This is a genomic window from Providencia sp. PROV223 (genome assembly GCF_028479245.1).
GTDB classification, from domain to species: domain Bacteria; phylum Pseudomonadota; class Gammaproteobacteria; order Enterobacterales; family Enterobacteriaceae; genus Providencia; species Providencia rettgeri.
The window spans coordinates 1-25304 of the sequence record NZ_JAMPNG010000014.1 but is presented as its reverse complement, the minus strand read 5'-3'; the positions used below and the strand labels follow the sequence as shown (position 1 = coordinate 25304).

22 protein-coding genes and 1 pseudogene are annotated in these 25304 nt (G+C 39.6%); 12 read left to right on the top strand and 11 right to left on the bottom strand.

Annotation, left to right across the window (positions count from 1 at the left end; all coding sequences use genetic code 11):
• Positions 1-58: 58 nt before the first annotated feature.
• Positions 59-520, bottom strand: a complete 462-nt coding sequence (locus tag PR767_RS15285) for an Lrp/AsnC family transcriptional regulator (RefSeq protein ID WP_004905429.1) — start codon at positions 518-520, stop codon at positions 59-61.
• Positions 521-797: 277 nt separating this feature from the next.
• On the opposite strand from PR767_RS15285, the gene queC reads away from it, so the two are divergent.
• Positions 798-1487, top strand: coding sequence for a 7-cyano-7-deazaguanine synthase QueC (gene queC, locus PR767_RS15280; RefSeq protein WP_109911897.1), 690 nt, complete (start codon positions 798-800; stop codon positions 1485-1487).
• Between the two features lie 61 nt (positions 1488-1548).
• Here queC and PR767_RS15275 read toward each other — a convergent pair whose 3' ends face one another.
• From PR767_RS15275 to bolA, 9 genes are all read right to left on the bottom strand, one after another.
• A complete protein-coding gene (locus PR767_RS15275; protein ID WP_109911896.1) occupies positions 1549-1977 on the bottom strand; it encodes an acyl-CoA thioesterase in 429 nt (142 codons plus the stop codon).
• A 175-nt stretch (positions 1978-2152) separates the two neighbouring features.
• Positions 2153-2524, bottom strand: coding sequence for a ComEA family DNA-binding protein (locus PR767_RS15270; protein WP_109911895.1), 372 nt, complete (start codon positions 2522-2524; stop codon positions 2153-2155).
• Between the two features lie 144 nt (positions 2525-2668).
• On the bottom strand, positions 2669-4540 hold the full coding sequence (gene ppiD, locus PR767_RS15265) for a peptidylprolyl isomerase (RefSeq protein ID WP_272520561.1): 1872 nt from the start codon (positions 4538-4540) through the stop codon (positions 2669-2671).
• A gap of 175 nt (positions 4541-4715) precedes the next feature.
• Positions 4716-4991 (bottom strand): nucleoid-associated protein HU-beta, encoded by a 276-nt coding sequence (gene hupB / locus PR767_RS15260; RefSeq protein ID WP_004914513.1) that lies wholly within the window; start codon positions 4989-4991, stop codon positions 4716-4718.
• Positions 4992-5217: 226 nt separating this feature from the next.
• The gene (gene lon, locus PR767_RS15255; protein ID WP_004914515.1) at positions 5218-7656 is read right to left on the bottom strand and encodes an endopeptidase La; all 2439 of its coding nucleotides are present in this window, start codon (positions 7654-7656) and stop codon (positions 5218-5220) included.
• Positions 7657-7862: 206 nt separating this feature from the next.
• The gene (gene clpX, locus PR767_RS15250; RefSeq protein WP_004914518.1) at positions 7863-9140 is read right to left on the bottom strand and encodes an ATP-dependent protease ATP-binding subunit ClpX; all 1278 of its coding nucleotides are present in this window, start codon (positions 9138-9140) and stop codon (positions 7863-7865) included.
• A gap of 114 nt (positions 9141-9254) precedes the next feature.
• Complete coding sequence (gene clpP / locus PR767_RS15245) at positions 9255-9875, bottom strand: ATP-dependent Clp endopeptidase proteolytic subunit ClpP (RefSeq protein ID WP_004905443.1); 621 nt, start codon at positions 9873-9875, stop codon at positions 9255-9257.
• Positions 9876-10415: 540 nt separating this feature from the next.
• The gene (gene tig / locus PR767_RS15240) at positions 10416-11720 is read right to left on the bottom strand and encodes a trigger factor (RefSeq protein ID WP_004914522.1); all 1305 of its coding nucleotides are present in this window, start codon (positions 11718-11720) and stop codon (positions 10416-10418) included.
• Positions 11721-12072: 352 nt separating this feature from the next.
• A complete protein-coding gene (gene bolA / locus PR767_RS15235) occupies positions 12073-12411 on the bottom strand; it encodes a transcriptional regulator BolA (RefSeq protein ID WP_004914525.1) in 339 nt (112 codons plus the stop codon).
• Between the two features lie 256 nt (positions 12412-12667).
• On the opposite strand from bolA, the gene PR767_RS15230 reads away from it, so the two are divergent.
• The 9 genes and pseudogenes from PR767_RS15230 (at position 12668) to PR767_RS15190 (ending at position 22831) form a co-directional block, all read left to right on the top strand.
• Positions 12668-13249, top strand: coding sequence for a YajG family lipoprotein (locus PR767_RS15230; RefSeq protein ID WP_004914528.1), 582 nt, complete (start codon positions 12668-12670; stop codon positions 13247-13249).
• A gap of 130 nt (positions 13250-13379) precedes the next feature.
• Entirely contained in the window at positions 13380-14882 is a 1503-nt protein-coding gene (ampG, locus tag PR767_RS15225) for a muropeptide MFS transporter AmpG (protein WP_272520560.1), read from the top strand.
• A gap of 272 nt (positions 14883-15154) precedes the next feature.
• Positions 15155-15925 (top strand): annotated as a pseudogene (locus PR767_RS15220) (nucleoside-specific channel-forming Tsx family protein).
• A 427-nt stretch (positions 15926-16352) separates the two neighbouring features.
• On the top strand, positions 16353-17324 hold the full coding sequence (cyoA, locus tag PR767_RS15215) for a cytochrome o ubiquinol oxidase subunit II (protein ID WP_042851662.1): 972 nt from the start codon (positions 16353-16355) through the stop codon (positions 17322-17324).
• A gap of 4 nt (positions 17325-17328) precedes the next feature.
• Entirely contained in the window at positions 17329-19320 is a 1992-nt protein-coding gene (gene cyoB / locus PR767_RS15210) for a cytochrome o ubiquinol oxidase subunit I (RefSeq protein ID WP_272520559.1), read from the top strand.
• The gene (locus PR767_RS15205) at positions 19310-19924 is read left to right on the top strand and encodes a cytochrome o ubiquinol oxidase subunit III (protein ID WP_109911890.1); all 615 of its coding nucleotides are present in this window, start codon (positions 19310-19312) and stop codon (positions 19922-19924) included. The genes cyoB and PR767_RS15205 overlap by 11 nt, the downstream gene beginning before the upstream one ends.
• Positions 19925-20257 (top strand): cytochrome o ubiquinol oxidase subunit IV, encoded by a 333-nt coding sequence (locus tag PR767_RS15200; RefSeq protein WP_004905459.1) that lies wholly within the window; start codon positions 19925-19927, stop codon positions 20255-20257.
• A gap of 12 nt (positions 20258-20269) precedes the next feature.
• On the top strand, positions 20270-21157 hold the full coding sequence (gene cyoE, locus PR767_RS15195; RefSeq protein WP_004914545.1) for a heme o synthase: 888 nt from the start codon (positions 20270-20272) through the stop codon (positions 21155-21157).
• 312 nt (positions 21158-21469) lie between these two features.
• The gene (locus tag PR767_RS15190) at positions 21470-22831 is read left to right on the top strand and encodes an MFS transporter (protein ID WP_123382492.1); all 1362 of its coding nucleotides are present in this window, start codon (positions 21470-21472) and stop codon (positions 22829-22831) included.
• A 46-nt stretch (positions 22832-22877) separates the two neighbouring features.
• On the opposite strand, the gene PR767_RS15185 is transcribed toward PR767_RS15190, so the two are convergent.
• The gene (locus PR767_RS15185; RefSeq protein WP_109911888.1) at positions 22878-23369 is read right to left on the bottom strand and encodes a YajQ family cyclic di-GMP-binding protein; all 492 of its coding nucleotides are present in this window, start codon (positions 23367-23369) and stop codon (positions 22878-22880) included.
• Between the two features lie 187 nt (positions 23370-23556).
• On the opposite strand from PR767_RS15185, the gene panE reads away from it, so the two are divergent.
• Both panE and yajL read left to right on the top strand, forming a co-directional pair.
• The gene (gene panE, locus PR767_RS15180) at positions 23557-24468 is read left to right on the top strand and encodes a 2-dehydropantoate 2-reductase (RefSeq protein WP_272520558.1); all 912 of its coding nucleotides are present in this window, start codon (positions 23557-23559) and stop codon (positions 24466-24468) included.
• Positions 24431-25024 (top strand): protein deglycase YajL, encoded by a 594-nt coding sequence (yajL, locus tag PR767_RS15175; RefSeq protein WP_004914556.1) that lies wholly within the window; start codon positions 24431-24433, stop codon positions 25022-25024. The genes panE and yajL overlap by 38 nt, the downstream gene beginning before the upstream one ends.
• Positions 25025-25304 lie beyond the last annotated feature (280 nt).

Genomic DNA, 25304 nt, shown 5'->3' with positions numbered 1-25304 from the left:
ATATTGATTTATTGATGCCTAAGAATGAGAGCCCGTAATTATCTAAGTTATTACAGGGTTAATCAGGAATAGGCAATACTGTCGTATACTTGATTTTTTCCATTGCAAAGCTTGAAGTTACATCGATTAAACCATGAACACCATTAACTAACTTTTTATAAAACAAGTCATATGATTTCATATCATGAACTTCCACTTGCATAAGATAATCATACTCCCCAGCCATACGATAAAACATCAGAACTTCAGGAAGTTGACTAACAAAAGAAACAAATTGCTCATACCACTCACTATTATGATGCTGTGTTTTAATTGTCACAATCACCGTTAAACCTAAACCTAACTTCTCACCATCGAGTAAAGTGACTCGCCCTCGAATATAACCTTCATCTTCAAGCCTTTTTAATCTTTTCCAGCACGGAGTAGAGGTTAAATTAACAGCTTCCGCAAGGGTATTTAAGGATAAGCTGCTGTCATTTTGCAATAAACAAAGCAGTTTTTTGTCTATTTTATCTAACATAATTACTCTCTTGGCTTGGGTGTAAGTGCTTTTATCGTTATTTTATTAGCTGTATAACTATATTATGCAAAATTGAATAATTAAAAAACAATAAAAATGTTACCAAATACCATGATTATAGAATATTTTTATACAGATAACCAAATCAGCATATAAATAGTCCTTCAATCAAACTAATTTGATAAAAATAGAACTATGAATTACATCCCAGTATCGCTAACATGCTTTACTCTCTTTCCATCACATTTTGATAATGATATATCACCAAGGAGTACCTATGAAACGCGCAGTTGTGGTTTTTAGCGGAGGCCAAGACTCAACAACCTGTCTTATTCAAGCTTTGCAAAACTATGATGAAGTTCATTGTGTTACTTTTGATTACGGCCAGCGCCATCGTTTTGAAATCGAAGTCGCACAGAAATTGAGCGTATCTTTAGGTGCTACAGCACATAAAGTGTTAGATGTCACATTACTCAATGAATTAGCAATCAGCAGCTTAACTCGAGATAACATCCCAGTTCCTGATTTTTCAGAAAGCGAGTCCAGTACTTTACCCAGCACTTTTGTTCCAGGGCGCAACATTTTATTCCTCACATTAGCAGCAATTTATGCTTACCAAGTAAAAGCAGAAGCGGTGATAACCGGTGTTTGTGAAACTGATTTTTCAGGTTACCCAGATTGCCGAGATGAATTTGTCAAAGCCCTCAATCATGCTGTAGACCTCGGTCTTGCCAAAAATATTCGCTTTGAAACCCCATTAATGTGGTTAAATAAAGCCCAAACATGGGCTCTTGCCGACAGTTATGGCCACCTTGAAACCATCAGGCAGCAAACACTGACTTGTTATAATGGTATTCAAGGTGATGGTTGCGGTGAATGTGCTGCCTGCCATTTAAGGAGCAAGGGCTTAAATGAATATTTAAATGATAAAGAAGCCATCATGCTCTCATTAAAGCAAAAGCCATAATGAATTAGTCAAACACACAGCCTATCATTAGCTTATTCGTAATATTCAAGCTAATGGTAGGCTAGTTTTGAATAAAATCTTCAGAACCCACCTTGAATGACTCTAACTTCTCACGCAGCTGTTCATCGATAATAATTGCTTTATTCTCGATATTATTGATAAAAACAAATGTCACATAAGCATCTGAAACAACCTCTTGAATTCCTGCTTTAGTGCGAATAATTTGTTGATAACATACTGCGCTTTTACTGCCTATTTTGTCCATACGGGTCACCACAGTCAGCTCATCACCGAGTAAGACACCTTGTATATAATTTACATTAATATTCACCGCAGCTATTGTTAAATTGTTTTCTATAGCCCACCTAATAAAATTGCGTTTATTCATCCATTCCCAGCGGTCTGCTTCATAGAATTCTAAGTAACGTGCATTATTAACGTGCTGAAAAACATCTATATGATAACCATGAACTTTAATGTGTGTTGTCATAACTACTCCGACCAGTTTATTTTTTAATAACATAAAAATAACAAATGTACGGAAAATGTGCTGAATGATTATCAAGAATAAGACTTAGCTCCCAAATTATTTACAAGATGCTTAGTTTTCTGCTTAATTATTAACCTTAAATATATTCCCCCATACTTTGTATGGGGGATTTTAGTTACAAAGTTAACTTATCTTTATTCTTTTCTAAAAATGCAGGACCTATCCCCTGAACTTCTAAAATATTCTCAATGGAATTAAAAGCCCCATATTTTTGCCTATATTCAACGATAGCTTTAGCTTTTTGCCTACCTATGCCATTAAGTTTTTCGGCAAGTTCCTCTTCACCTGCTAAGTTAATATTTACCTTGTCAGACTGCTCATGGTTAGTTGATGGTGAGTTATTACTTACTTGTTTTTCTTGAGTGACAGCCGTAGTGGCTTTTTCTGGCTCAATTTTCTTAGCCAAAGAAAAAGAAGAAAATGAGCATAATAAAGAAAGGAGCAGAACAATACCTAATCTGCATTTATTGACTGAATTCCATAACATATTTGTTCTCCTGTGTATGTTGAGACACAACGATGCCATAGAAAAATATGGAACACTTTTTAATAAAATTAAAAATACGAAAGGCCACCCAAAGGTGGCCTTCTATTCATAACGTTACAATTTTACTTGCGAAGCTGCTCGCAATTATTCAATATTCAGCACTTCAATTTTTGCATTTTCACGCAAGTTAAGCATCAAAGCTTCGTTAACCGCAGAACTCATAGCGCCTTGGTATTCACGAGTTAGTTGTTTTAACTCGTCATCCGTTGGCTGACCTAATGTTACTTTATCTAGCTGAATAACCACATAGTTATCAGACTCATCACGCGCAAGTGCGTAGCTTGGTTTACCATCAACAGGTTGTGGCATTTCCATTGTCGCATTGATAACCGCTGTTTGTGGCATTAAACGAGAAACGGTTTGAGCATCAGAGAATTTAACACCCGTGGCACTTAGAGCTTCAGCCCCTTTACCCGCTTTTAACTCAGTAAGTAATTTATCGCCCGTAGCTTTCAACTCTGCTTCGGCTTTTTGGCGTTTAACCAGTGTTTCAATTTCTGACTTAACCTGTTCAAAAGGTTCAACACTTTCAGGTTTGTACTCTGTAACACGCACAACAAATGCACGGTCACCTTCCACGTTAATAACGTCTGAGTTGATTCCTTTAGAACCATTTTTATCCACTAAACGATCGCTAAATACTTCACTGACCACTTTAGGGAAATTAAGCGCAGCAGGTGGGTTTGTTCTATCAAACCAATCCGTTGTCACAGCCTTCAAACCAGATACAGATTCAACTGATACTAATGATTCCATATCACTCGTGGCCGCTTCACTGACTTTTTGCTGTAAGTCATAGAATTGCTTAATGTTTTTATCTTGAAGCAAGCTAGTTTTAATACTTTCTTCAACTTGCTCAAACGGTTTAATCGATTCTGGCTTAATATCATCTAAACGAAAAATAACATAGCTATTTTGTGATTTAACAGGTGCCGAAAGTTGCCCTTTTTCTGTTAATTTAGCATCCACAATTTCGATTGGCGTTGATGCAGCTTCCATCCAACCAATCAGGCCTTTTTGCCCTGCACTGAATTTATCCGTTGATTTTTCAGCGGCTAACGTTGCAAAGTCTGCACCTTGTTTTAATTCATCCAGAATATCATTCGCTTCTTTTTCAGAAGCAACCTGAATCATACTGTACTGCTTTTGCTCTGCTTGAGTATAATTTTTCAGGTTTTGCTCATAATAGGTTTTTACTTCTTCATCAGACACTGTCGCTGGTGCCATCGATGCTGCATCCATTTCAACATAGCTTACTTGCACCTTCTCAGGTGAAATAAAGCTATTTTGGTTAGCATCATAATAGGACTTTAATTCTTCTTCAGAGGCTGTTTGTTTTGCTTGAACCTCTGCTAAATCTAAAATTGCAGTGCGAATTTCACGCTCTTGCATAAATAATTCAGCATACGCTTTAACTTCAGATGGTAAAGCGAAATCCGTTCCAGTAAAGGTTTTAGCTAGCTGAGCACGTGTAAGATCTTGGCGAATTTGAGCCGCAAGGCTATCTGCATTAATGTTGTTACGGCTTAAGATCTCACGATATTTTTCGCTATCAAACCGGCCATCTGTTTGGAAAACAGGCATTGAGAAAATATATTGCTCAATTTGCTGATCGCTTGCTGAGAGTTGTAGTTCATTAGCATACTGATTAATCAATTCATTGTTAATCAAGTTATCAAGAGCTTGGCGGCGCAGTAAATTCATGCTTTCTTCATTACTAGCGACTTCTGAAAATTTATCCCCCAGGTACTCTTGTAATGATTGGCGCTCTTGTTGAAAAGCCTGCTGTAGCTGCTCTCGGCTTATTGACTGCCCGTTAACTTCAGCGGCATTATTTGCACTGTTGCCACCAAGGCCACCCATCATAACGCCACCCAACACGAATGAAAGGATAATCAGCGCCAGTATTATTTTGAGCAAAGGACTATTCGCCTTTGTGCGTAAATTTTCCATCATAAAAAGGCTTAACTCCGCTTTGTTGAATTCAATTTCCTGATAATACGCTAATCTTAACTCAGAAAGAAAAAAAAGCGCACCATTTCAATGGTGCGCTTATATATTAGCTGATTAAAGACATTCCGTCAGTTTGAGTTTTCGCAAAAATACGAGAAAGACAAACTTAAATACCTAATTAGCTATTTACAGCGTCTTTAAGACCCTTACCTGGACGGAAAGCAGGAACTTTCGCCGCAGCTATTTTAATTTCTTTACCCGTTTGAGGGTTACGGCCTGTACGTGCTGCACGCTCACGAACAGAGAAAGTCCCAAAGCCAACTAGAGCAACATCGTCCCCTTTACTCAAAGAACCCGTTACGGTAGCAACGAACGCGTCAACAACACGACCTGCTGCAGCTTTAGAAATATTCGCATCAGAAGCGATTTGATCAATCAGTTGAGCTTTATTCACTCTTATCATCCCCATATTAGTTGGACTATAAATCTCTTAATTAACTATAGCAGTTATTAGTATAGTTAATTAATGATGCAGCCGTTATATCAATCCTGATTACCAATGGCAAGAGAACAGATTGCATACAAACAATTATCAGAATCATCGTTAAATTAGCGATGAAAAAAAAGGCTGACAAGCCCTAAATTAGCTGTCAGCCTTAATTTTATACAAACTTCTTGATTCAGCTCACTCTTTTAGCTTTCTTTTTAACTACTTCAGCTCCAAAAGGAGGATTAACTAAAGCCAAAGATAAGACTTCTTCAATCGTTTTCACAGGGTGAATTTCAAGATCTGCGATCACATTTTGAGGAATTTCTTCTAAATCACGTTCGTTTTCTTTAGGAATTAATACTGTTTTAATCCCTCCACGGTGTGCCGCCAATAATTTCTCTTTTAAGCCACCAATTGGGAAAACTAACCCTCTTAATGTAATTTCACCCGTCATAGCAACATCTGCTCTCACCGGATTACCCGTTAGGCAAGAAACTAATGCTGTAGACATCGCAATACCTGCACTTGGACCATCTTTTGGCGTTGCCCCTTCAGGTACGTGCACATGGATATCGCGTTTTTCATAAAAATCGCTATTAATACCCAGTTTTTCCGCTCGAGCTCTAACAACCGTTAATGCGGTTTGAATAGACTCTTGCATCACTTCACCTAAAGAACCGGTATAGGTTAGTTTGCCTTTACCAGGCACACAAGCAGTTTCAATAGTGAGTAAGTCACCACCAACTTCAGTCCAAGCAAGGCCTGTAACTTGCCCAACACGGTTTTCTGTGTCTGCTTGGCCGTAATCAAAACGACGAACTCCCAGATAATCTTTCAGGTTGTCCGCATTGATTTCAATGTGCTTGAGCTTTTTGTCCATAAGTAGCGCTTTAACCGCTTTACGGCATAATTTAGAGATTTCGCGCTCTAAACCACGAACTCCAGCCTCACGAGTGTAATAGCGAATGATGCTCATTAAAGCACTATCATCGATAGTTAACTCATTCTTTTTCAACGCATTACGTTCAATCTGCTTAGACAGCAAATGTCTTTTCGCAATATTCAGTTTTTCATCTTCTGTATAACCAGAAAGGCGAATCACTTCCATACGATCTAACAATGGTGCAGGGATGTTCATTGAGTTCGATGTTGCAACGAACATCACATCAGACAAATCGTAATCCACTTCTAAGTAGTGGTCGTTAAAGGCAATATTTTGTTCTGGATCAAGCACCTCTAGTAATGCAGAGGCTGGGTCGCCACGCATATCAGATGACATTTTGTCAATTTCATCCAGTAAAAATAGTGGGTTTTTGACGCCGACTTTTGCCATCTTTTGGATCAGCTTACCTGGCATTGAACCAATATAAGTACGACGGTGACCACGGATTTCAGCTTCATCGCGCACCCCACCTAATGCCATACGTGTATATTGGCGACCCGTAGCCTTAGCAATAGATTGCCCCAAAGAGGTTTTACCTACACCCGGAGGCCCAACCAAGCAAAGGATTGGCCCTTTAATTTTGCTGACGCGGCTTTGCACTGCCAGATACTCTAAAATACGGTCTTTCACACGCTCTAAACCGTAGTGGTCGGTATCTAACACTTCTTGTGCTTTAACTAAGTCTTTTTTGACTTTGCTACGTTTATGCCATGGAACCTGCACCATCCAATCAATATAGCTACGGACAACAGTAGCTTCTGCTGACATCGGAGACATCATTTTCAGCTTCTGCAATTCTGCTTCGGCTTTTTCTTGTGCCTCTTTTGGCATTTTCGCTTCTTCGATTTTACGTTTTAGCGATTCATATTCGTCTGGCGCATCATCCATTTCACCCAGCTCTTTCTGAATAGCTTTCATTTGCTCATTCAGATAATACTCGCGCTGGCTTTTTTCCATCTGTTTTTTAACGCGGTTACGAATGCGTTTTTCCACTTGCAGCAACTCAGTTTCTGACTCCATCATGGCCATCAAAAACTCTACGCGTTCAGCAATATTTGCCATTTCTAAAACGCGTTGTTTATCTGCTAATTTTAATGGCATATGAGAGGCAATGGTATCTGCCAGTTTATCTAGCTGATCTTGTTCAATTGCATGTAACGCAGTTAGTACTTCAGGTGGAATCTTTTTATTCAGTTTTATATAGCTTTCAAACTGACTAACAATAGTGCGATACAATACTTCGTTTTCTTTTTCATCAAGTGCATCTGATGATTGAGAACCCGCTGCCGTTTCATCATACGGTGCGTGTTCAGATTCACTATTTTGCTCTGTTGCCAAATACTCTGCTTGCGCTAAGAAATATTCGCCATTATCTGTCAAACTGGTAATACGTGCGCGTCGTAGGCCTTCAACAAGGACTTTAACGGTACCATCAGGTAGTTTTAACATCTGAATAACGGATGCAACTGTACCGACAGCAAATAAATCATTCACCCCTGGCTCATCAGTCGAGGCTTCTTTTTGTGCAACCAGCATTACCTGCTTGTCATGATCCATCGCTGCTTCCAGACTGTGAATGGATTTTTCACGTCCAACAAACAGTGGGATCACCATATGTGGGTATACCACTACATCACGCAGAGGCAATACTGGTATTTCAATGCGTTCGGAACGCTCAGGATTCATAAAGCTCTCTCTTCGTTTAGCTCACGCTAGTTTAAGGGTTTCTGTCTCTTGCTTTAAAATTGCTTTCTAAAACAAGGAAACCACACCTCAGAATATAAACTATATGGGGACAAGATTTTAGCATTCAATGGCTAGTTGAACATAAAAAACAAAATGAGGGAAACCCCTCATTTCGTTTGATTAACTATTGAACGTTTTATATGGGATTAGTTATCGCCGGAAGCTTGAGCATCAGGTTTGCTATATATCAATAGCGGCTCTGATTGCTCATTAATGACGTTTTCATCAACGACAACTTTTTCAACATTACTCATTGAAGGAAGGTCATACATCGTATTTAACAATGCAGCTTCAACAATAGAACGTAAACCACGAGCTCCGGTTTTACGTGCCATGGCTTTCTTAGCGATGGCTTTTAATGCTTCCTCACGGAACTCAAGCTCTGTATTTTCAAGACTAAATAAGGCTTGGTATTGCTTAGTTAATGCGTTTTTAGGTTCTTTCAGAATCTGAATTAATGCTTCTTCACTTAATTCAGTTAATGTTGCAACAACAGGCAAGCGACCAATAAACTCAGGGATTAAACCAAATTTAATTAAATCTTCTGGTTCTGCCTGCGTTAACAATTCGCCTTCCGTTGCTTTATCTGATTCACCTTTCACTTCTGCAGCAAAACCGATACCTGAACGGGTATTTAAACGCTGACCGATCACTTTATCGAGCCCTGCAAATGCCCCGCCACAAATGAAGAGGATCTTTGAGGTATCAACCTGCAAAAACTCTTGCTGAGGGTGCTTACGTCCCCCTTGTGGTGGTACTGCCGCAACAGTTCCTTCAATTAGTTTCAGAAGTGCTTGTTGCACACCTTCACCGGAAACGTCACGGGTAATTGATGGGTTATCTGATTTACGTGAAATTTTATCAATTTCATCAATGTATACGATACCACGTTGGGCTTTTTCAACATCGTAATCGCATTTTTGCAGTAATTTTTGAATAATATTTTCAACGTCTTCACCAACATAACCAGCTTCAGTTAATGTCGTTGCATCAGCCATTGTAAATGGTACATCCAAATAACGCGCTAAAGTTTCAGCTAAAAGTGTTTTACCACTACCTGTTGGTCCAATTAGCAAAATATTACTTTTACCTAATTCAACACCATCACTGGTTTTATCACCATTACGTAAGCGCTTGTAATGGTTATATACCGCAACAGCTAAAACTTTTTTCGCTTTTTCTTGACCGATGACATAGTCGTCAAGATGCTGCCGAATTTCATGTGGTGTAGGCAGTTCACTACGCTCACGATGCGGCGTAAGTTCTTTGATTTCTTCACGGATGATATCGAGACATAAATCTACGCATTCATCACAAATATAGACTGACGGACCGGCAATCAGCTTACGTACTTCATGCTGACTTTTTCCGCAGAAAGAGCAGTAAAGCAGTTTTCCTGTCCCCTCTTTGCGTTTATCTGTCATCAGTTGACCTCACTTTTATCCATATTGTTTTGTTTTCGTTGATTAAAAAAACAAAACAACGATTTTCTTTAAAATAGTTTATGGTATGAACTAATTATACCAAAAGTTAACCCATTAACGGCTACTATAAATTTGGTCGACTAAACCATACTCTTTTGCTTCATTTGCAGATAAGAAACGGTCACGCTCTGTGTCTCGAGTAATTTCTTCAATGGATTTTCCCGTATGCAGAGCCATTAACTCGTTCATTCGAGATTTCACTTTAAGAATCTCTTGGGCATGGATTTCGATATCTGACGCTTGGCCTTGATAACCCCCTAACGGTTGGTGGATCATCACGCGTGAATTTGGTAAGCAGAAACGTTTACCTTTGGTACCCGCCGTCAATAAAAAAGCCCCCATGGAACAAGCTTGCCCCATACAAATAGTGCTTACATCAGGCTTGATAAACTGCATCGTATCGTAAATTGACATTCCTGCGGTAATAACGCCACCTGGTGAATTAATATACAAATGAATATCTTTTTCAGGGTTTTCTGCTTCAAGAAATAACATCTGAGCGACGATTAAATTCGCCATATGGTCTTCCACTTGACCGGTCAGGAAGATAATACGTTCTTTTAATAGACGTGAGTAAATATCATACGAGCGCTCACCACGAGAAGTTTGCTCTATGACCATAGGCACAAGGGCCATTTGAGATGCTAATTGTTCCTGACTGCCAAAATGTGACATCGAAATCTCCTATTAAAAACGTTCTGGTGCTTGCGCCTAATTTGCTGTCTGCCTGCTATTTTGAGCAGAGATCATGCCACAAACAACGGTTTTAAAAAATTCCTGTGTCTGCAGGCTCTTTCAATTCTCTTATTTTTCTAGTTTAGCTAATATTTAACCAAATAACTGCAGAAATAAGAAGAAAATGCAGCTAAGTATGCTGCAGTAAATAAGACGCTCTTTAAAAGAGTTTAACACAAGTCTATTGGGTTACATGGAATTATACCATTAGAAAACCATACTTGATTTTCAAGGGAAACAAAATAACTCAGTTGGTTAATATCACCGTTTTCGACAATGTTAAGCTATTCAAAATAGTTCAAATTGCAATTAAAATCCCATTTAGACTACTTGAAGTATAGATAATATAATTAGGGTTTAAATGTGTTTTTCAAGGGTATCCTAATTAAATTCGCTAAAGTGATAATTTAAAGGCTTTAATTGACAAAAAACCCGTAGCAGTACACCACGGGTTTCATTATTTTATACAGCAAGAAAAAATTAACCTGCTTGAACTTGGTTCATCAGTTCAGTGAAGTTAGTTTCTTTTTCTGTCACTTTAGCAACTGCCAATACAGTTTCAACAGCTTGTTCTTCTAAAGCTAAATTACGAACGCTGTTCATCAGCTCTTCGTTTTTGCTGTAGTATTCGATAACTTCAGCTGGATCTTCATACGCAGAAGCCATTTCTTCGATCAGCGCTTTAACACGATCTTCATCAGCTTTCAGTTCGTTTTTGTTGATCACTTCGCCTAACAGCAGACCAATCACTACGCGACGTTTTGCTTGTTCTTCAAACAGTTCACGAGGTAATTCCATCGCTTGTTTTTCGTCGCCACCAAAGCGTTGTGCCGCTTGACGACGCAGAACATCAATTTCACCATCAACAACTGCAGCTGGAACTTCGATGTCATTCGCTTTGATTAAGCCATCAAGAACTTGTGCTTTAACACGGTTACGCACGGCATTTTTCAGCTCACGTTCCATGTTTTTACGTACTTCTGCACGCAGGCCATCTAAAGAACCATCAGCGATACCAAAACGCTTGATAAATTCTTCAGTGAATTCAGGCAGTTCACGTTGTTCTACTTTCTTCAGAACGATAGCAAATTTCGCAGCTTTACCTTTCAGGTTTTCAGCATGGTAGTCTTCTGGGAAGTTAACTTCGATATCGAATTCTTCACCCGCTTTATGACCAACAACACCTTCTTCGAAACCTGGGATCATACGACCTTCGCCCATAACCAGAGCGAAATCTTCTGCTTTGCCGCCTTCGAATTCTTCACCATCGATAGAACCGGTAAAGTTGATAGTGATGCGAGAGTCAGCTTCTGCTGCCGCTTCAACTTCTTTCCACTGCGCTTGTTGCTTACGCAGAGTTTCTAACATATTTTCCAGATCTTCGTCTTTTACAGAAACTGCTGGTTTTTCAACTTCAATAGTTTCTAAACCTGCTAATTCGATTTCTGGGTAAACTTCGAATTCAACTGAATAAACAAAATCTTTACCATCTTCGAGTTGCTCAGGCTTGTAGCTAGGCGCACCCGCTGGATTGATTTTTTGTTCAATAATTGCGTTGATGAAGTTACGTTGCATTACATCGCCCAGAACGTCTTGCATAACAGACGCGCCATAACGCTGTTTAACGATGTTCATTGGTACTTTTCCTTTACGGAAACCATCAACACGTACTTTTTTAGCAACACTAACTAATTCGCTATTAACTGCTTTTTCAATATCAGTGGCAGGAACGGTGATTGTTACACGACGCCCAAGGCCTTGAGTCGTTTCAACAGAAACTTGCATCTTCTTACCTCAAAATAAATCTTAGTGATCGGTCTACTCCAGAGTTATGCCATTAAATCATAATGGCTGTCTCCCTTCCAGAACCGGGGGCGTTACTTTCGTAACGGTCAATCCCTGATATCAGAAGCGTCCCGAAACCTTACTGAAAATTAGACGCAGCATTATACCGATGCATGCGCCCTGAGTCGAGAAAAGCTGAGAAAAGAAGCGTTTTTTCCTCATTATTTGTGACTTTTCTGACTAAATTTTTTGTTTTTTCACCTAAAGTGAAGAAAAAACATTCACCAAGCTCATCATTGAGCATGGCTGATTATGTAAAGCATAGTCTCAGTGTATTAACTGAAACGAAAAACTACCGATTAACACCGCCAACACCACGACAAGCTGGTGATTTTAACGCAGTGTCAGCAAGCTCATTCCACTCTTGTTGTGTATATGTATGCAAAGCAAGGGCATGGATCCCTCCCGATAATTCGTCCGCTAAAATAGCATAAATTTCGCGGTGACGGGCAAGCATTCGTTTATTTTCAAATTTATCACTCACTAAAATAACTTTGAAATGGCTTTCAGACCCCGGTAACACATTGTGTTGGTGGCTTTCATTAATGACCTCCAAATGTGTAGGTTCAAAAGCAACGTGTAACTTTTGGTTCACGAGAGATTGCATACTTTGAGCTGCATTAGCGACCATAAAATGTTCCTTAATTAAAAATTATGCCCAGAGGCAATTATTTTTATTGTACGCGTTGATTATTGCTATCTTCTTATTATAGAAATATCCGATAATAACTTGCCAATGTTATGATAGCGGCACATTGATGCGAATTTTTTCAAAAATTGTTGTCTAATAGTTCAGGATAAATAAGCCGCTAAGCTTTATATTGAACGACGGCTACCCGCACCATAACGAAACATTTTCAATTAGGAAAGATGAACTGGAAAAAATTATGTTAAGAAAACTGTGTTTTCCACTTTTAGGGTTATTTCTTCTTGCGGGCTGCGCAACCAGCAGCAATACATTATCACTAGAGCCTAAGATAGCTTTACCTGCGAAAAACCCTACACTGAATGCAACTTCAATTAGTGTCAGCAGTGTCGATAACCGTACGAATAAATCCTTAGCAGAAGTTAATCGTAATGGTAGTTTAGTTGTACTGAACCCTTCACGCGATCCTCGTTATCTGATGCAAGAAGCCGTCGAAAAGCAAATGGCTGCACGTGGGTTTATGGTGACATCACCGGCAAATGTGAATTTAGTCGTTCAATTGAATAAACTCGATACCAAAGTAAGTGAAGGCAGCCTGCGCCATAATATTACTGTAAACTCCAGTGTCAGTATTATTGCAACAGCGCCAAATGGCTCGACAAAAACACGTTCATTTACCCGTAATTTTAATACACAAGAATTATTGGCTGCCAATAATGCCAAGATAGAAACGGCTATCAATAGCGCATTAACTGATTTAATTGCAGATATGGCAACAGACCAAGAAATCACCGATTTTATCAGACAAAATTCACGCTATTAATTGAGCAATCATTATCATTAAGTATTAAGCTACCTAAGTTCTCATTGATTGAGCTTGGGTAGCATAGCGCAGCCAATACCTCTGCAGCGCAATGTATTGCAGCAATATCACACTGGCTTAGAGGGAAATAATGCCTCGTTTTACTCTACCAAATAACATCACTTTAATCCTTTTAGGCTTTGTTTCTGGTCTACCTTTAGCTTTAACTGCAGGTACATTACAAGCTTGGCTAACTGTTGAAAATGTCGATATAAAAACCATTGGTTTCTTTTCATTAGTCGGACAGGCTTATGTGTTGAAATTTCTTTGGTCTCCAATGATGGACCGCTACACTCCGCCCTTTCTTGGTCGCCGAAGAGGATGGCTATTAACCACTCAAATTTTGTTGATTATCAGCATTGCGGCTATGGGTTTTATGAACCCGTCAGAACATTTGTGGTACCTTGCTGCACTGGCGGTCACTGTTGCATTTTGTTCAGCCTCGCAAGACATTGTTTTTGATGCTTATAAAACCGACTTGCTGAGTGCAGAAGAACGTGGAATTGGCGCTGCAACCTCAGTTATGGGTTACCGGATCAGTATGTTAGTCTCAGGCGGCCTTGCACTTTGGTTAGCGGATAAGTTTTTAACGTGGAAACAACTTTATTTAGTCATGGCAGGGCTAATGATTATCGGTGTTATTGCTACATTACTTGCGAAAGAACCCGAAGAGAGTTGTGCTGCGCCAACGTCACTAAAAAAAGCGATTTACGAACCACTCGCTGAATTCTTTAGCCGGAACAATGCTTGGCTAATCTTACTACTGTTAGTTTTTTACAAACTTGGTGACGCCTTTGTGATGGCGCTCAACACCAATTTTCTATTAAATGCCCTTGGTTTTAGTTTAAGTGAAGTGGGTACCGTCAATAAAACTGTCGGTATGGCCGCAACCATTATTGGAGCGTTACTTGGTGGTTACTTAATGAAAAACATGAGCTTATTTAAAGCTCTGTTTATTTTTGGGCTTCTACAAGGTGGCTCTAATATAGGCTATTGGTTCTTAGCGATAACACCACCTCATATCCTAACCATGGGGTCGATTATATTTCTAGAAAATATCTTTTCTGGTATGGGAACCGCTGCTTTTGTCGCCCTATTAATGACACTATGTAATAAATCGTTATCCGCAACGCAATTTGCACTTCTTTCCGCTCTTTCGGCTGTAGGCCGTGTTTATATTGGCCCAGTTGCGAGTATTTTCGTCAGTAATTATGGCTGGCCACTATTCTACCTTATTTCAATCGCAGTTGCGGTTCCAGGTGTTTTGCTTTTATTAGCTTGCCGGACATCCCTAATATACACACAAGCAACAGGGTTATTTCAGCGGCGCCAGCTGTATGCAAAAGGCTATCGCATTGCCGTATATGCACTTATTACTGCCGTTAGCTTCCTTGCTATTTGGTTACTTTCATTACTTGTATTTTCATTTAGTGGTATGAAAGTTTACCTATTTACTACACAAATTGAATTTTGGCTGAGTTTACCTCGCTACCAAAATCTTATTTTTAATACAGGCATTAGTATTGGTGCTATCAGCCTAGTTATTGGTGGTAGTTTAGACTACCTCGCCGTTCGCAAGACAGTAAAACAATAACCCTTTCTATACTTTTCTCATTAACCTAACAATTACCTAAATAAAGTTTATTTATTTAGGTAATTTGATCTTTTCCTGTAAATTAGATCCAAATAACAAAATAAAGCGATAATGTCAGAATATCGTGATTGCGATCACTTCATGCGTGTAAAATATTTCTTAATTGCAACTTTCAAGTCTAATATATCACAAGTTACAAGTTGGTTAGCTAAAATGTTAATAACTAACGCTTTACTAAACCCCATCAATCTATAAGTGAAAATAATCTATATATGAAAAAAATCATTTACATTGCCACCTTAATTTCTCTAGCAGGTACGGCATATTCTGACGATATTATTGGCTATAAAAATGGCTTTGCTGATGTCAATGTAAACTATTTAGATTGGTCACATCGTACTGAAAATAAAACAGAAAATACGACACGTAAAAAAGACTTTGCCTATATTGAACTTGAAGGAGGTGCCAATTTTAATTGGGGGGAGTTATATGGTTTTTTTGATCTCGAAAACCCATTCCACAGCCAACACACCGATTCAGGATGAAATAAACGTTATACCATTAAAACAACAGGCCGCTTTTATTTAGGTGACACTGGTTTCAACCTATATGGCCACGTTTATGGTACTTGGTCATTACCTGGTGCCAAATATGGTGGTAATTTCCATGATGTGAACACTTTATATGGTATTGGCTATAACACGGCATTCGGTGACTTATGGTTTAAACCTTTTATTGCTCTTAATTACACCGACCAGACATTCTATTCAGGTAATAATGGATATGTAGCGGGTTGGGTAGCCGGTTATAATTTCAGCGTATTTGACGAAAATTTCATGATAACGAACTGGCATGAAATGGAGTTTGCTAGGAACAAACGCTATAACGGGGACAAGAGTAATGGCATAAATGGCGCTCTCGCTTTTTGGTGGAATGCCACAAACCATGTTTCTGCTGGGGTACAATACCGCTATGCTGATAATAAATTAGGCGATACTTTCTACCAAGATGCAATCATTTATACATTAAAGTATACCTTTTAGCGCTCGATATAAAATTGTATCAGAGTTAATAGTTTTCTTTTTTTTATCAGTAAAATAAGAATTTTTTTTTATGATTTAGCCGATAAAGCAACCAAAATAGCTTTATCGGCAATAAAAACTGTAACTTCCCTTAGCATATTGCTAATCATTTATATCAGTTTCACTGTTTTTTCATTTCTTTTGTATATATTTTTCTTTGAAAAATTACTAAGATAATTTACTATTAATTGAGTTTTATCAATGCATACTTATAAATCGCATCAATTTTAACGTTTTCTTTATAAGCTCTTTACATGTGATCATATTAACATAAAGAGCTAACAATTCCGTTTCTTTGCCTTACAATCATTTACACTCGCATAACCTTACCGTAAAATGCCCGCACTGATGAAACGACAATTAGAATCTTTGTCATTTGGGGTCGTGGATGAGACTTATGAACTACAAAAAAAGCATTGGAGCAATCTCACTCGTTGTAGCTACCTTACTATTAGGTGGTTGCGATATGGTGTTGATGGATCCAAAAGGCGCCGTTGGCGTTAAACAAAAAGAGCTAATTCTTATTGCAATTGGCTTAATGCTACTTGTTGTTATTCCTGTTATTTTCATGACGATTATCTTCGCAAGAAAATACCGTGAATCCAACACGTCAGCTACTTACCGTCCTAACTGGGCTCACTCGAATAAAATTGAGTTAGTCTGCTGGACTGTTCCTATCATCATTATCATTATTCTGGGTGCTATCACTTGGAAGACGACACATGAGCTGGACCCATATCAGCCATTAGTGAGTGATCAGGAACCTGTCACTATTGAAGTTATTTCCGCTGACTGGAAATGGATATTCATTTATCCAGAGCAAGGAATTGCAACAGTTAATGAAATCGCATTCCCTACAGGTGTGCCAGTTAACTTCAAAATCACGTCAGATTCGGTGATGAACTCCTTCTTCATTCCATCTTTAGGTGGCCAAATCTACGCGATGGCCGGTATGCAAACAAAGCTTCACTTAATCGCTAACGAACCAGGTACTTATAAAGGCTTCTCTGCAAGCTACAGTGGCCACGGTTTCTCTGATATGAAGTTTAATGCTATTGCAACTCCAGATCGTCAAGGTTTTGATGAGTGGGTACAAAAGGTAAAAGCTTCTCCTAAAACAATGGACACCATGCAGGCATTCGACGAAGTCGCTAAGCCAAGCATGAACGTTCCTGTTACCTACTTCTCTAGCGTGAAGCCTAAACTTTATGAAGATATCGTTCTGAAGTTTGGTCATGAGCACCATAAAGGTCACGCTCCTGTAGAAAATCAAAGTCATTCAATGACTGACCATAACGATGCTACAGGCAATTCAATGCAAATGAGCCACAGTGCTCATGCAGCAGGCGCTGAGGAATAAGGGCATGTTCGGAAAATTAACACTAGATGCAGTTCCGCTCCATGAGCCGATTATCGTTGTTACACTGATTGCTATTGTCCTTGGTGGGCTTGGCTTAGTCGGTGTGATCTCCTACTTCGGTAAGTGGAAATGGCTGTGGAAAGAATGGTTAACCTCTGTTGACCATAAGAAAATTGGTGTCATGTACATCATTGTGGCGATGGTCATGTTATTCCGTGGCTTCGCTGATGCAATCATGATGCGTGGGCAGCAAGTTCTAGCTTCTGCTGGCCAAGAGGGTTTCTTAAATCCTCATCACTATGACCAAATCTTTACCGCGCACGGCGTTATCATGATTTTCTTCATGGCAACTCCATTCGTTGTTGGTCTGATGAACTTAGTTGTACCTCTGCAAATTGGTGCACGAGATGTGGCGTTCCCATTCCTTAACTCATTGAGCTTCTGGTTCTTTGTTGTTGGTGTTGTATTAATCAACATCTCTCTAGGGGTAGGTGAATTCGCACAGACTGGTTGGTTGGCTTATCCGCCGTTATCAGGCTTGGAGTACAACCCTGGGGTCGGGGTCGATTACTGGCTCTGGAGTCTCCAGATATCCGGTATTGGTACACTATTAACAGGGGTTAACTTCATCGCGACTATTATCCGTATGCGTACGCCGGGTATGTCGATGATGAAAATGCCTGTATTCAGCTGGGCTGCGTTATGTACTAACGTATTGATTGTTGCTGCTTTCCCTATCTTAACTGTTACATTAACGCTTCTGACGTTAGACCGTTATTTAGGTACCCATTTCTTCACTAATGATATGGGCGGCAACATGATGATGTACATCAACCTGATTTGGGCATGGGGTCACCCTGAGGTGTATATCCTTGTTCTGCCTGTGTTCGGTGTATTCTCTGAAGTTGCAGCAACCTTCTCGAAAAAACGTTTATTCGGTTATACCTCATTAGTTTGGGCGACAATCGTGATTACCGTTATGTCCTTCATCGTTTGGTTGCACCACTTCTTTACGATGGGTTCAGGAGCGAACGTTAACGCCTTCTTTGGTATCGCCACAATGATTATCGCAATCCCTACAGGGGTTAAGATTTTCAACTGGTTGTTTACCATGTACCAAGGTCGTATCGAATTTAAATCACCTATGCTGTGGACTATCGGTTTCATCATCACCTTCTCTGTCGGTGGTATGACGGGTGTTCTGCTTGCTGTTCCAGGTGCAAACTTCGTTCTGCATAACAGTTTATTCCTGATTGCTCACTTCCATAACGTTATTATTGGTGGTGTTGTATTCGGATGCTTCGCGGGTATGACTTACTGGTTCCCGAAAGCATATGGCTTCACGCTAAATGAGAAATGGGGTGTTCGTGCCTTCTGGTTCTGGATCATCGGTTTCTTCATGGCCTTTATGCCACTGTATATTCTTGGCTTTATGGGTATGACCCGTCGTTTAAGTCAGAATATTGACCCGACTTACCACACAATGCTAGTTGTTGCTGCGGGTGGTGCTGCGTTAATCGCAATCGGTATTGCATGCCAAGTTATCCAAATCATCGTGAGTATCCGTGACCGTCATGAAAACCGTGATTTAACCGGTGACCCATGGGGTGGACGTACACTTGAGTGGGCGACATCTTCTCCACCACCATTCTATAACTTTGCGATTGAACCTCACGTTCAAACTCGTGATGCGTGGTGGGATCTAAAAGAAAAAGGCCTTGCTCACAAGAAACCGGCTTCATATGAAGAAATTCATATGCCTAAAAATACAGGCGCTGGCGTTATTATAGCTGCATTTAGCTTGATTTTAGGTTTCGCAATGATCTGGCACATCTGGTGGCTCGCAATCATTGGTTTCGGTGGAATGATCGTAACTTGGATTGCAAAAAGCTTCGACGAAGATGTTGATTACTACGTACCTGTGGCTGAAATCGAAGAAATCGAGAATAAGCACTTTGAAGAATTGCGTAAGGCAGGTGTGAACGATGTCAACTAATACAATGACTAACCAAAATATCGCCCATGCTGAGCATGGGCACCACGATACAGGTGGAACAAAAGTATTCGGTTTCTGGCTCTATATTATGAGCGACTTGATTCTGTTTGCTTGTTTATTTGCTACCTATGTTGTTTTGGCCGATGGAACTGCCGGCGGACCAGCTGGTAAAGATATCTTCAGTCTGAAGTTCGTATTAGGCGAAACCTTCTTACTGTTAGTGAGTAGTATTACTTACGGCTTCGCAATGATCGCGATGCATAAAGGTAAGATTGCTGCCGTTAACTTATGGCTGTTTGCAACGTTCCTGTTAGGCCTTGGCTTCGTGATCATGGAAGTCTATGAGTTCCATGAACTGATCGCAGAAGGCTTTGGCCCTGACCGTAGCGGTTTCTTATCTGGCTTCTTTGCACTTGTTGCAACACACGGTCTACACGTAACAGCAGGTCTGATTTGGATTATCATTATGATGATTCAAGTGACTCGCCGTGGCTTAACTGATGTCAATAAAACACGTTTAAACTGCCTAAGTTTGTTCTGGCACTTCTTAGACGTTGTTTGGATTTGTGTATTTACCGTTGTTTATCTTCTGGGGGCTATTTAAATGAGTCATGCAAAAGATGCTCACACTGGAGCAAGCCACGGTAGCGTTAAAACATACCTAATTGGCTTTATTCTATCAGTTATCCTGACAGTGATTCCTTTCTGGATGGTGATGGAAGGTACAGCGTCAACCTCAGCAATCCTTTGGACTGTAGTAGGTATGGCTGTTGTGCAAATTCTAGTTCATTTGGTTTGTTTTTTACATATGAATACATCATCAGATGAGCGCTGGAATTTAGTTGCCTTCCTGTTCACGATGCTAATTGTTGGTATCGTGGTCATCGGCTCGCTGTGGATTATGTACAACCTGAACATCAATATGATGCTCGACTAAAGAGTTGCCGATATGTTTAAGCAATACCTGCAAGTGACCAAACCAGGAATTATATTCGGAAACTTGATTTCTGTGATCGGTGGTTTTTTATTGGCTTCAAAAGGGTCAATTGATTACCCACTGTTCGTTGCGACTTTGCTGGGTGTATCACTGGTCGTGGCTTCTGGTTGTGTTTTTAACAACTACATCGACCGTGATATCGACCGTATCATGGAGAGAACGAAGAATCGCCCTTTAGTTAAAGGGTTGATTGATCCGAAAGTTAGCCTGATTTACGCTGCTGCATTGGGTATTGCTGGTATGGTGCTGCTACTTGTAGCAGCCAATGCGCTGGCAATGCTGCTTGCAGTTATCGGTTTCATTGTTTATGTAGGTGTTTATAGCCTATATATGAAACGTAAATCCGTTTATGGCACGCTGATTGGCAGCCTTTCAGGCGCAGCACCACCGGTTATCGGTTACTGCGCTGTTACAAATGAATTCGATATGGGTGCTCTTATCCTGTTATTGATATTCAGTTTGTGGCAGATGCCTCATTCTTATGCCATTGCTATCTTCCGTTTTAAGGATTACAAAGCCGCAAACATTCCTGTGTTACCGGTTATTAAAGGAATTTCCGTCGCGAAGACGCACATTTTCCTGTATATCCTAGCGTTTATGGTCGCAACATTAATGTTAGCTATCAGCGGATACGCGGGCTATAAGTACCTCATCGTAGGTGCAGCAGTCAGCTTATGGTGGCTAGGTATGGCAATTTCGGGTTTCAAAACCGAAAATGACGACCGAGTCTGGGCAAGAAAACTATTCATCTTCTCAATCGTAGCAATTACTTCATTGAGTGTAATGATGTCAGTTGATCCTATAGTCTCAAGCGATACTGTTATAGCTCTCGTCAGATAACTTATCTGTTTACTGATGATAACAATGTCTAAACGGCGGGCCTTCCCCGCCGTTTTTATTTGTCTCTAACTGCTTTTACAACTCACTTTTACTTATTCTGCCTATCCTTATGAATCTATTTTATGGTTAAATAGCCGCTTGCCATTGATAAGCTAGATATTAAATGCACTATTAAAATTCTAATAGATTGATACTAAAAATATAACACCACAACGTACTGCATATTTGTTCAAGTTGTTGTATTTACTAATATGTGACCTAAGTAGCAGAGAGAAGCCAACACCGCTACAGCACGAAATATGAAGAATAAAAATGAATGATAACAAAATGACATCCGCAGAGCTTAGATCCACTTGGGGATTAGGCTCTGTTTTCTCCTTGCGAATGCTTGGAATGTTTATGGTATTACCTATTTTGACCAGCTATGGGATGCATTTACAGGGAGCTAACGAGTTCTTAGTAGGTGTCGCTATTGGTATCTACGGTCTTAGCCAAGCTATTTTCCAAATCCCTTTTGGTTTGATGTCAGACAAAATCGGAAGAAAGCCTTTAATTATTATTGGGTTAGTCATTTTTATTATCGGAAGTATCGTTGCAGCATTAAGCGATTCTATTTGGGGAATTATTATTGGGCGTGCTTTACAAGGCGCCGGAGCAATTTCAGCTGCCGTTATGGCGCTACTCTCTGACCTAACTCGAGAGCAAAATCGGACTAAAGCCATGGCATTTTTGGGTATTAGTTTCGGTTTAACTTTTGCCATTGCCCTAGTTCTTGGCCCAATACTCACCAACGTGGTGGGGTTAAGTGGCCTATTTTGGGGAATTGCACTACTTGCAGCTGGTGCTATTGCAGTGACGGTTTTTATTGTTCCTAGTACCAATACTCATGTTCTAAACCGTGAGTCTGCATTTGTACAAGGTAATTTAAAAACGGTTTTAATGCACCCTCAGCTACTCAAGTTAAATATAGGTATCCTCAGCTTACATACCCTACTGATGTCCAGTTTTGTTGCTCTACCTCTTATTATGACTGATTCTGGTTTTTTAGCGAAAGACCACTGGAAAGCCTATTTAGTCACGATGTTAATCGCCTTTGTTACCGTACTTCCTTTCATAATTTATGCGGAAAAATACCGCAAAATGAAGCAGGTCTTCTTATTTTGTATTGTCGTTTTGGCATTGGCTGAAATTACCTTATGGTTTTCTGGTAATCACTTATGGGTGATTTTCTTAGGTATCCAACTATTTTTTATTGCTTTCAATATTATGGAAGCCATTTTACCGTCACTCATAAGCAAAGAGGCACCTGCTGGCTATAAAGGAACTGCCATGGGCGTATACTCCACCAGCCAGTTTTTAGGTGTTGCCATTGGCGGTATTGTCGGTGGGTGGTTGTACAGCTTTGAAGGTGCTAATACGGTTTTTATTGGCGGACTAATATTAACCATTATCTGGTTTATCATTAGCTTAACTATGCAGCAACCTCCGTATGTCAGCAGTATTCGTATTGAATTACCCAATCATATTGGAGATACAAGGGCTCTTGAGAAGAAATTACAAGCCCAGAAAGGGGTGATGGAAGCACTCGTCGTTGACGAAGAATATAGTGCTTATGTTAAAGTTGATAGAAAAATCATCAATCGAGAACAACTTGAAGCATTAATAAATCAGTAAAAATTCGCCCGCTAGCGCGGGCTTTAAACGAATACTTGAAAAATAACTAGTCGCGGAAGTTATTAAACTGAAAAGGTTGGCCTAAGTTCCCGCCACGTACTAATGCCATAACCGATTGTAAATCATCACGGGCTTTGCCTGTCACACGCACTTGGTCACCTTGAACTTGTGCTTGGACTTTCAATTTACTGTCTTTAATCAATTTAACGATTTTTTTGGCAATTGCAGCATCAATACCTTGTTTGAACGTAACTTCAACGCTATAGGTTTTTCCACTATGAATGATATCTTCAGGCACATTCAATACCGCACCATCAATACCACGTTTTGCCATTTTTTCTCTTAAAATATCAACTAACTGAAGTACCTGGAAATCAGATTCACTAGTGATTTTAACTGATTCATTTTTGTCATTGAGCTCAAAACTGGCTTCAACATTTTTAAAATCCCAACGGCTGGTTAACTCACGCTGCGCATTCTCCACCGCATTACGTACTTCATTCATTTCCACTTCAGATACAATGTCAAATGATGGCATAGCTAGAACCTCACTGATAATTTTTAGATTGTGCGCATGATAACGTTTTTACTCACATTACTTCAAGTTATCGGAGCCTATGATATTTCGTTAACTACAACTTCGTATGGTAAAAGGTTATACTGGTGATAAATCACTTCCGCCTTACCTTATAAGACGTTAAAGTCCCATATTCAAAGGGGAAACAATGAAAATAACTCTAATTGGTTGTGGTGCGATAGGTAAACTGTGGCTTGCTTCACTTGCAATACAAGGGCATGACATACAAGGTTGGCTACGTGTTGCACAGTCTGATTTATTCGTCGATGTTAATGAACCTGATGGACGTACTTTCCGAGAACTGATTCCTTCTAATAATATTAACCACTTACAAACCAGTGAATTAATCATTGTCTGTTTAAAAGCATGGCAAGTTTCTGATGCTTTATTACCTTTGATTAATACTATCCCAGAAAATACGCCTATTTTATTACTGCATAATGGCATGGGAACGGTTGAAGAGTTGACGCCTTTACGCCATCCTATCTTAGCGGGCGTCACAACCCATGCGGCTTGGCAAGAAAATAACCAAGTATTTCATGTCGCAAATGGGATCACACATATTGGCGCTATCAATTCCCAAGCACAAGCATACTACCCAATAGCAGATATCTTGCATGAAGCCTTACCTGATGTGGCTTGGCATAATAATATTTTAACCACTTGCTGGCGTAAATTGATTGTAAACTGTGTCATTAACCCACTAACAGTAGAACATGACTGTAAAAATGGTGAATTAATCCAACATTCTGCACAAATATCTCGGATCATTGATGAAATATGTCATGCTATGGCGGCAGAAGGGCTGCATACGGATAAAGCAGAGCTAACAGAGTATATTTACGACATTATTAATAATACCGCTGATAACTATTCTTCTATGTTACAAGATATACGAAACAATCGCCGTACAGAGATTGATTACATCACTGGCTTTTTAATCAAACAAGCACGAGCTCATGGGATCAGTACACCTGAAAACGATCGCCTTTACCATTTAGTCAAAAATAGAGAACAACAATATGACGACATCCGTTCTAATCTGCATCGCTCATGGTAGTGAAGAAATTGAATTTACCATTACTGCTGATTTATTAGTTAGAGCAGGTATTGATGTGACTTTAGCGAGCGTGACGGAAGATGGTTCTTTAACCATTACCGCTTCACGAGGGCTAAAAATTAGTGCCGATACCCCATTGATTAAAGTTGCTGATGAACCTTTTGATGCCATTGTACTGCCTGGTGGTATGACTGGAGCGGAAACATTTCGTGATAGCCCACTGGTTGTGGAAAAAGTTCGCCGAATGCATCTTGATGGTAAAATTGTGGCGGCTATTTGTGCGGCGCCAGCGCTTGTACTTGAATATCACCAATTGTTTCCGCTAGGTAATATGACTGGTTTTCCATCAATGAAAGATAAAATTCCAGCCCATAAATGGGTCGATCGCCGAGTCTACTTTGATGAACGCGTTAATTTATTAACAAGTCAAGGGCCCGCAACGTCCTTTGATTTTGCCTTAAAATTGATTGAGTTATTGGTCGGGCGCGAAATTGCAGGCCAAGTTGCAGCCCAATTAGTTTTACCTAATGGTATTAATGATTATTTAGAGGATTAACGGAAAAATCCGCTATTAACAACGAATGATTAAAATCATTTAATCGTTTGAATAATAAAGGATTAAAATAAAAACCCTCAACAAAAAACCTTTGTTTATCACCATTTTTTGCTATGATTGTCGCGGGTGCTTGGATCATTTTAGTTCAAGCATTTGTGAGAGCCAAAAAGACGAAAGCCCCGAATTTAGATGTTAATCTTAATCCGAGGCAGTTTCCAAATCTCAACAATTTGATTCTGTCTCCTTTTAGAAAAGGAGTCAAGAGGAATGGCCAAAATTG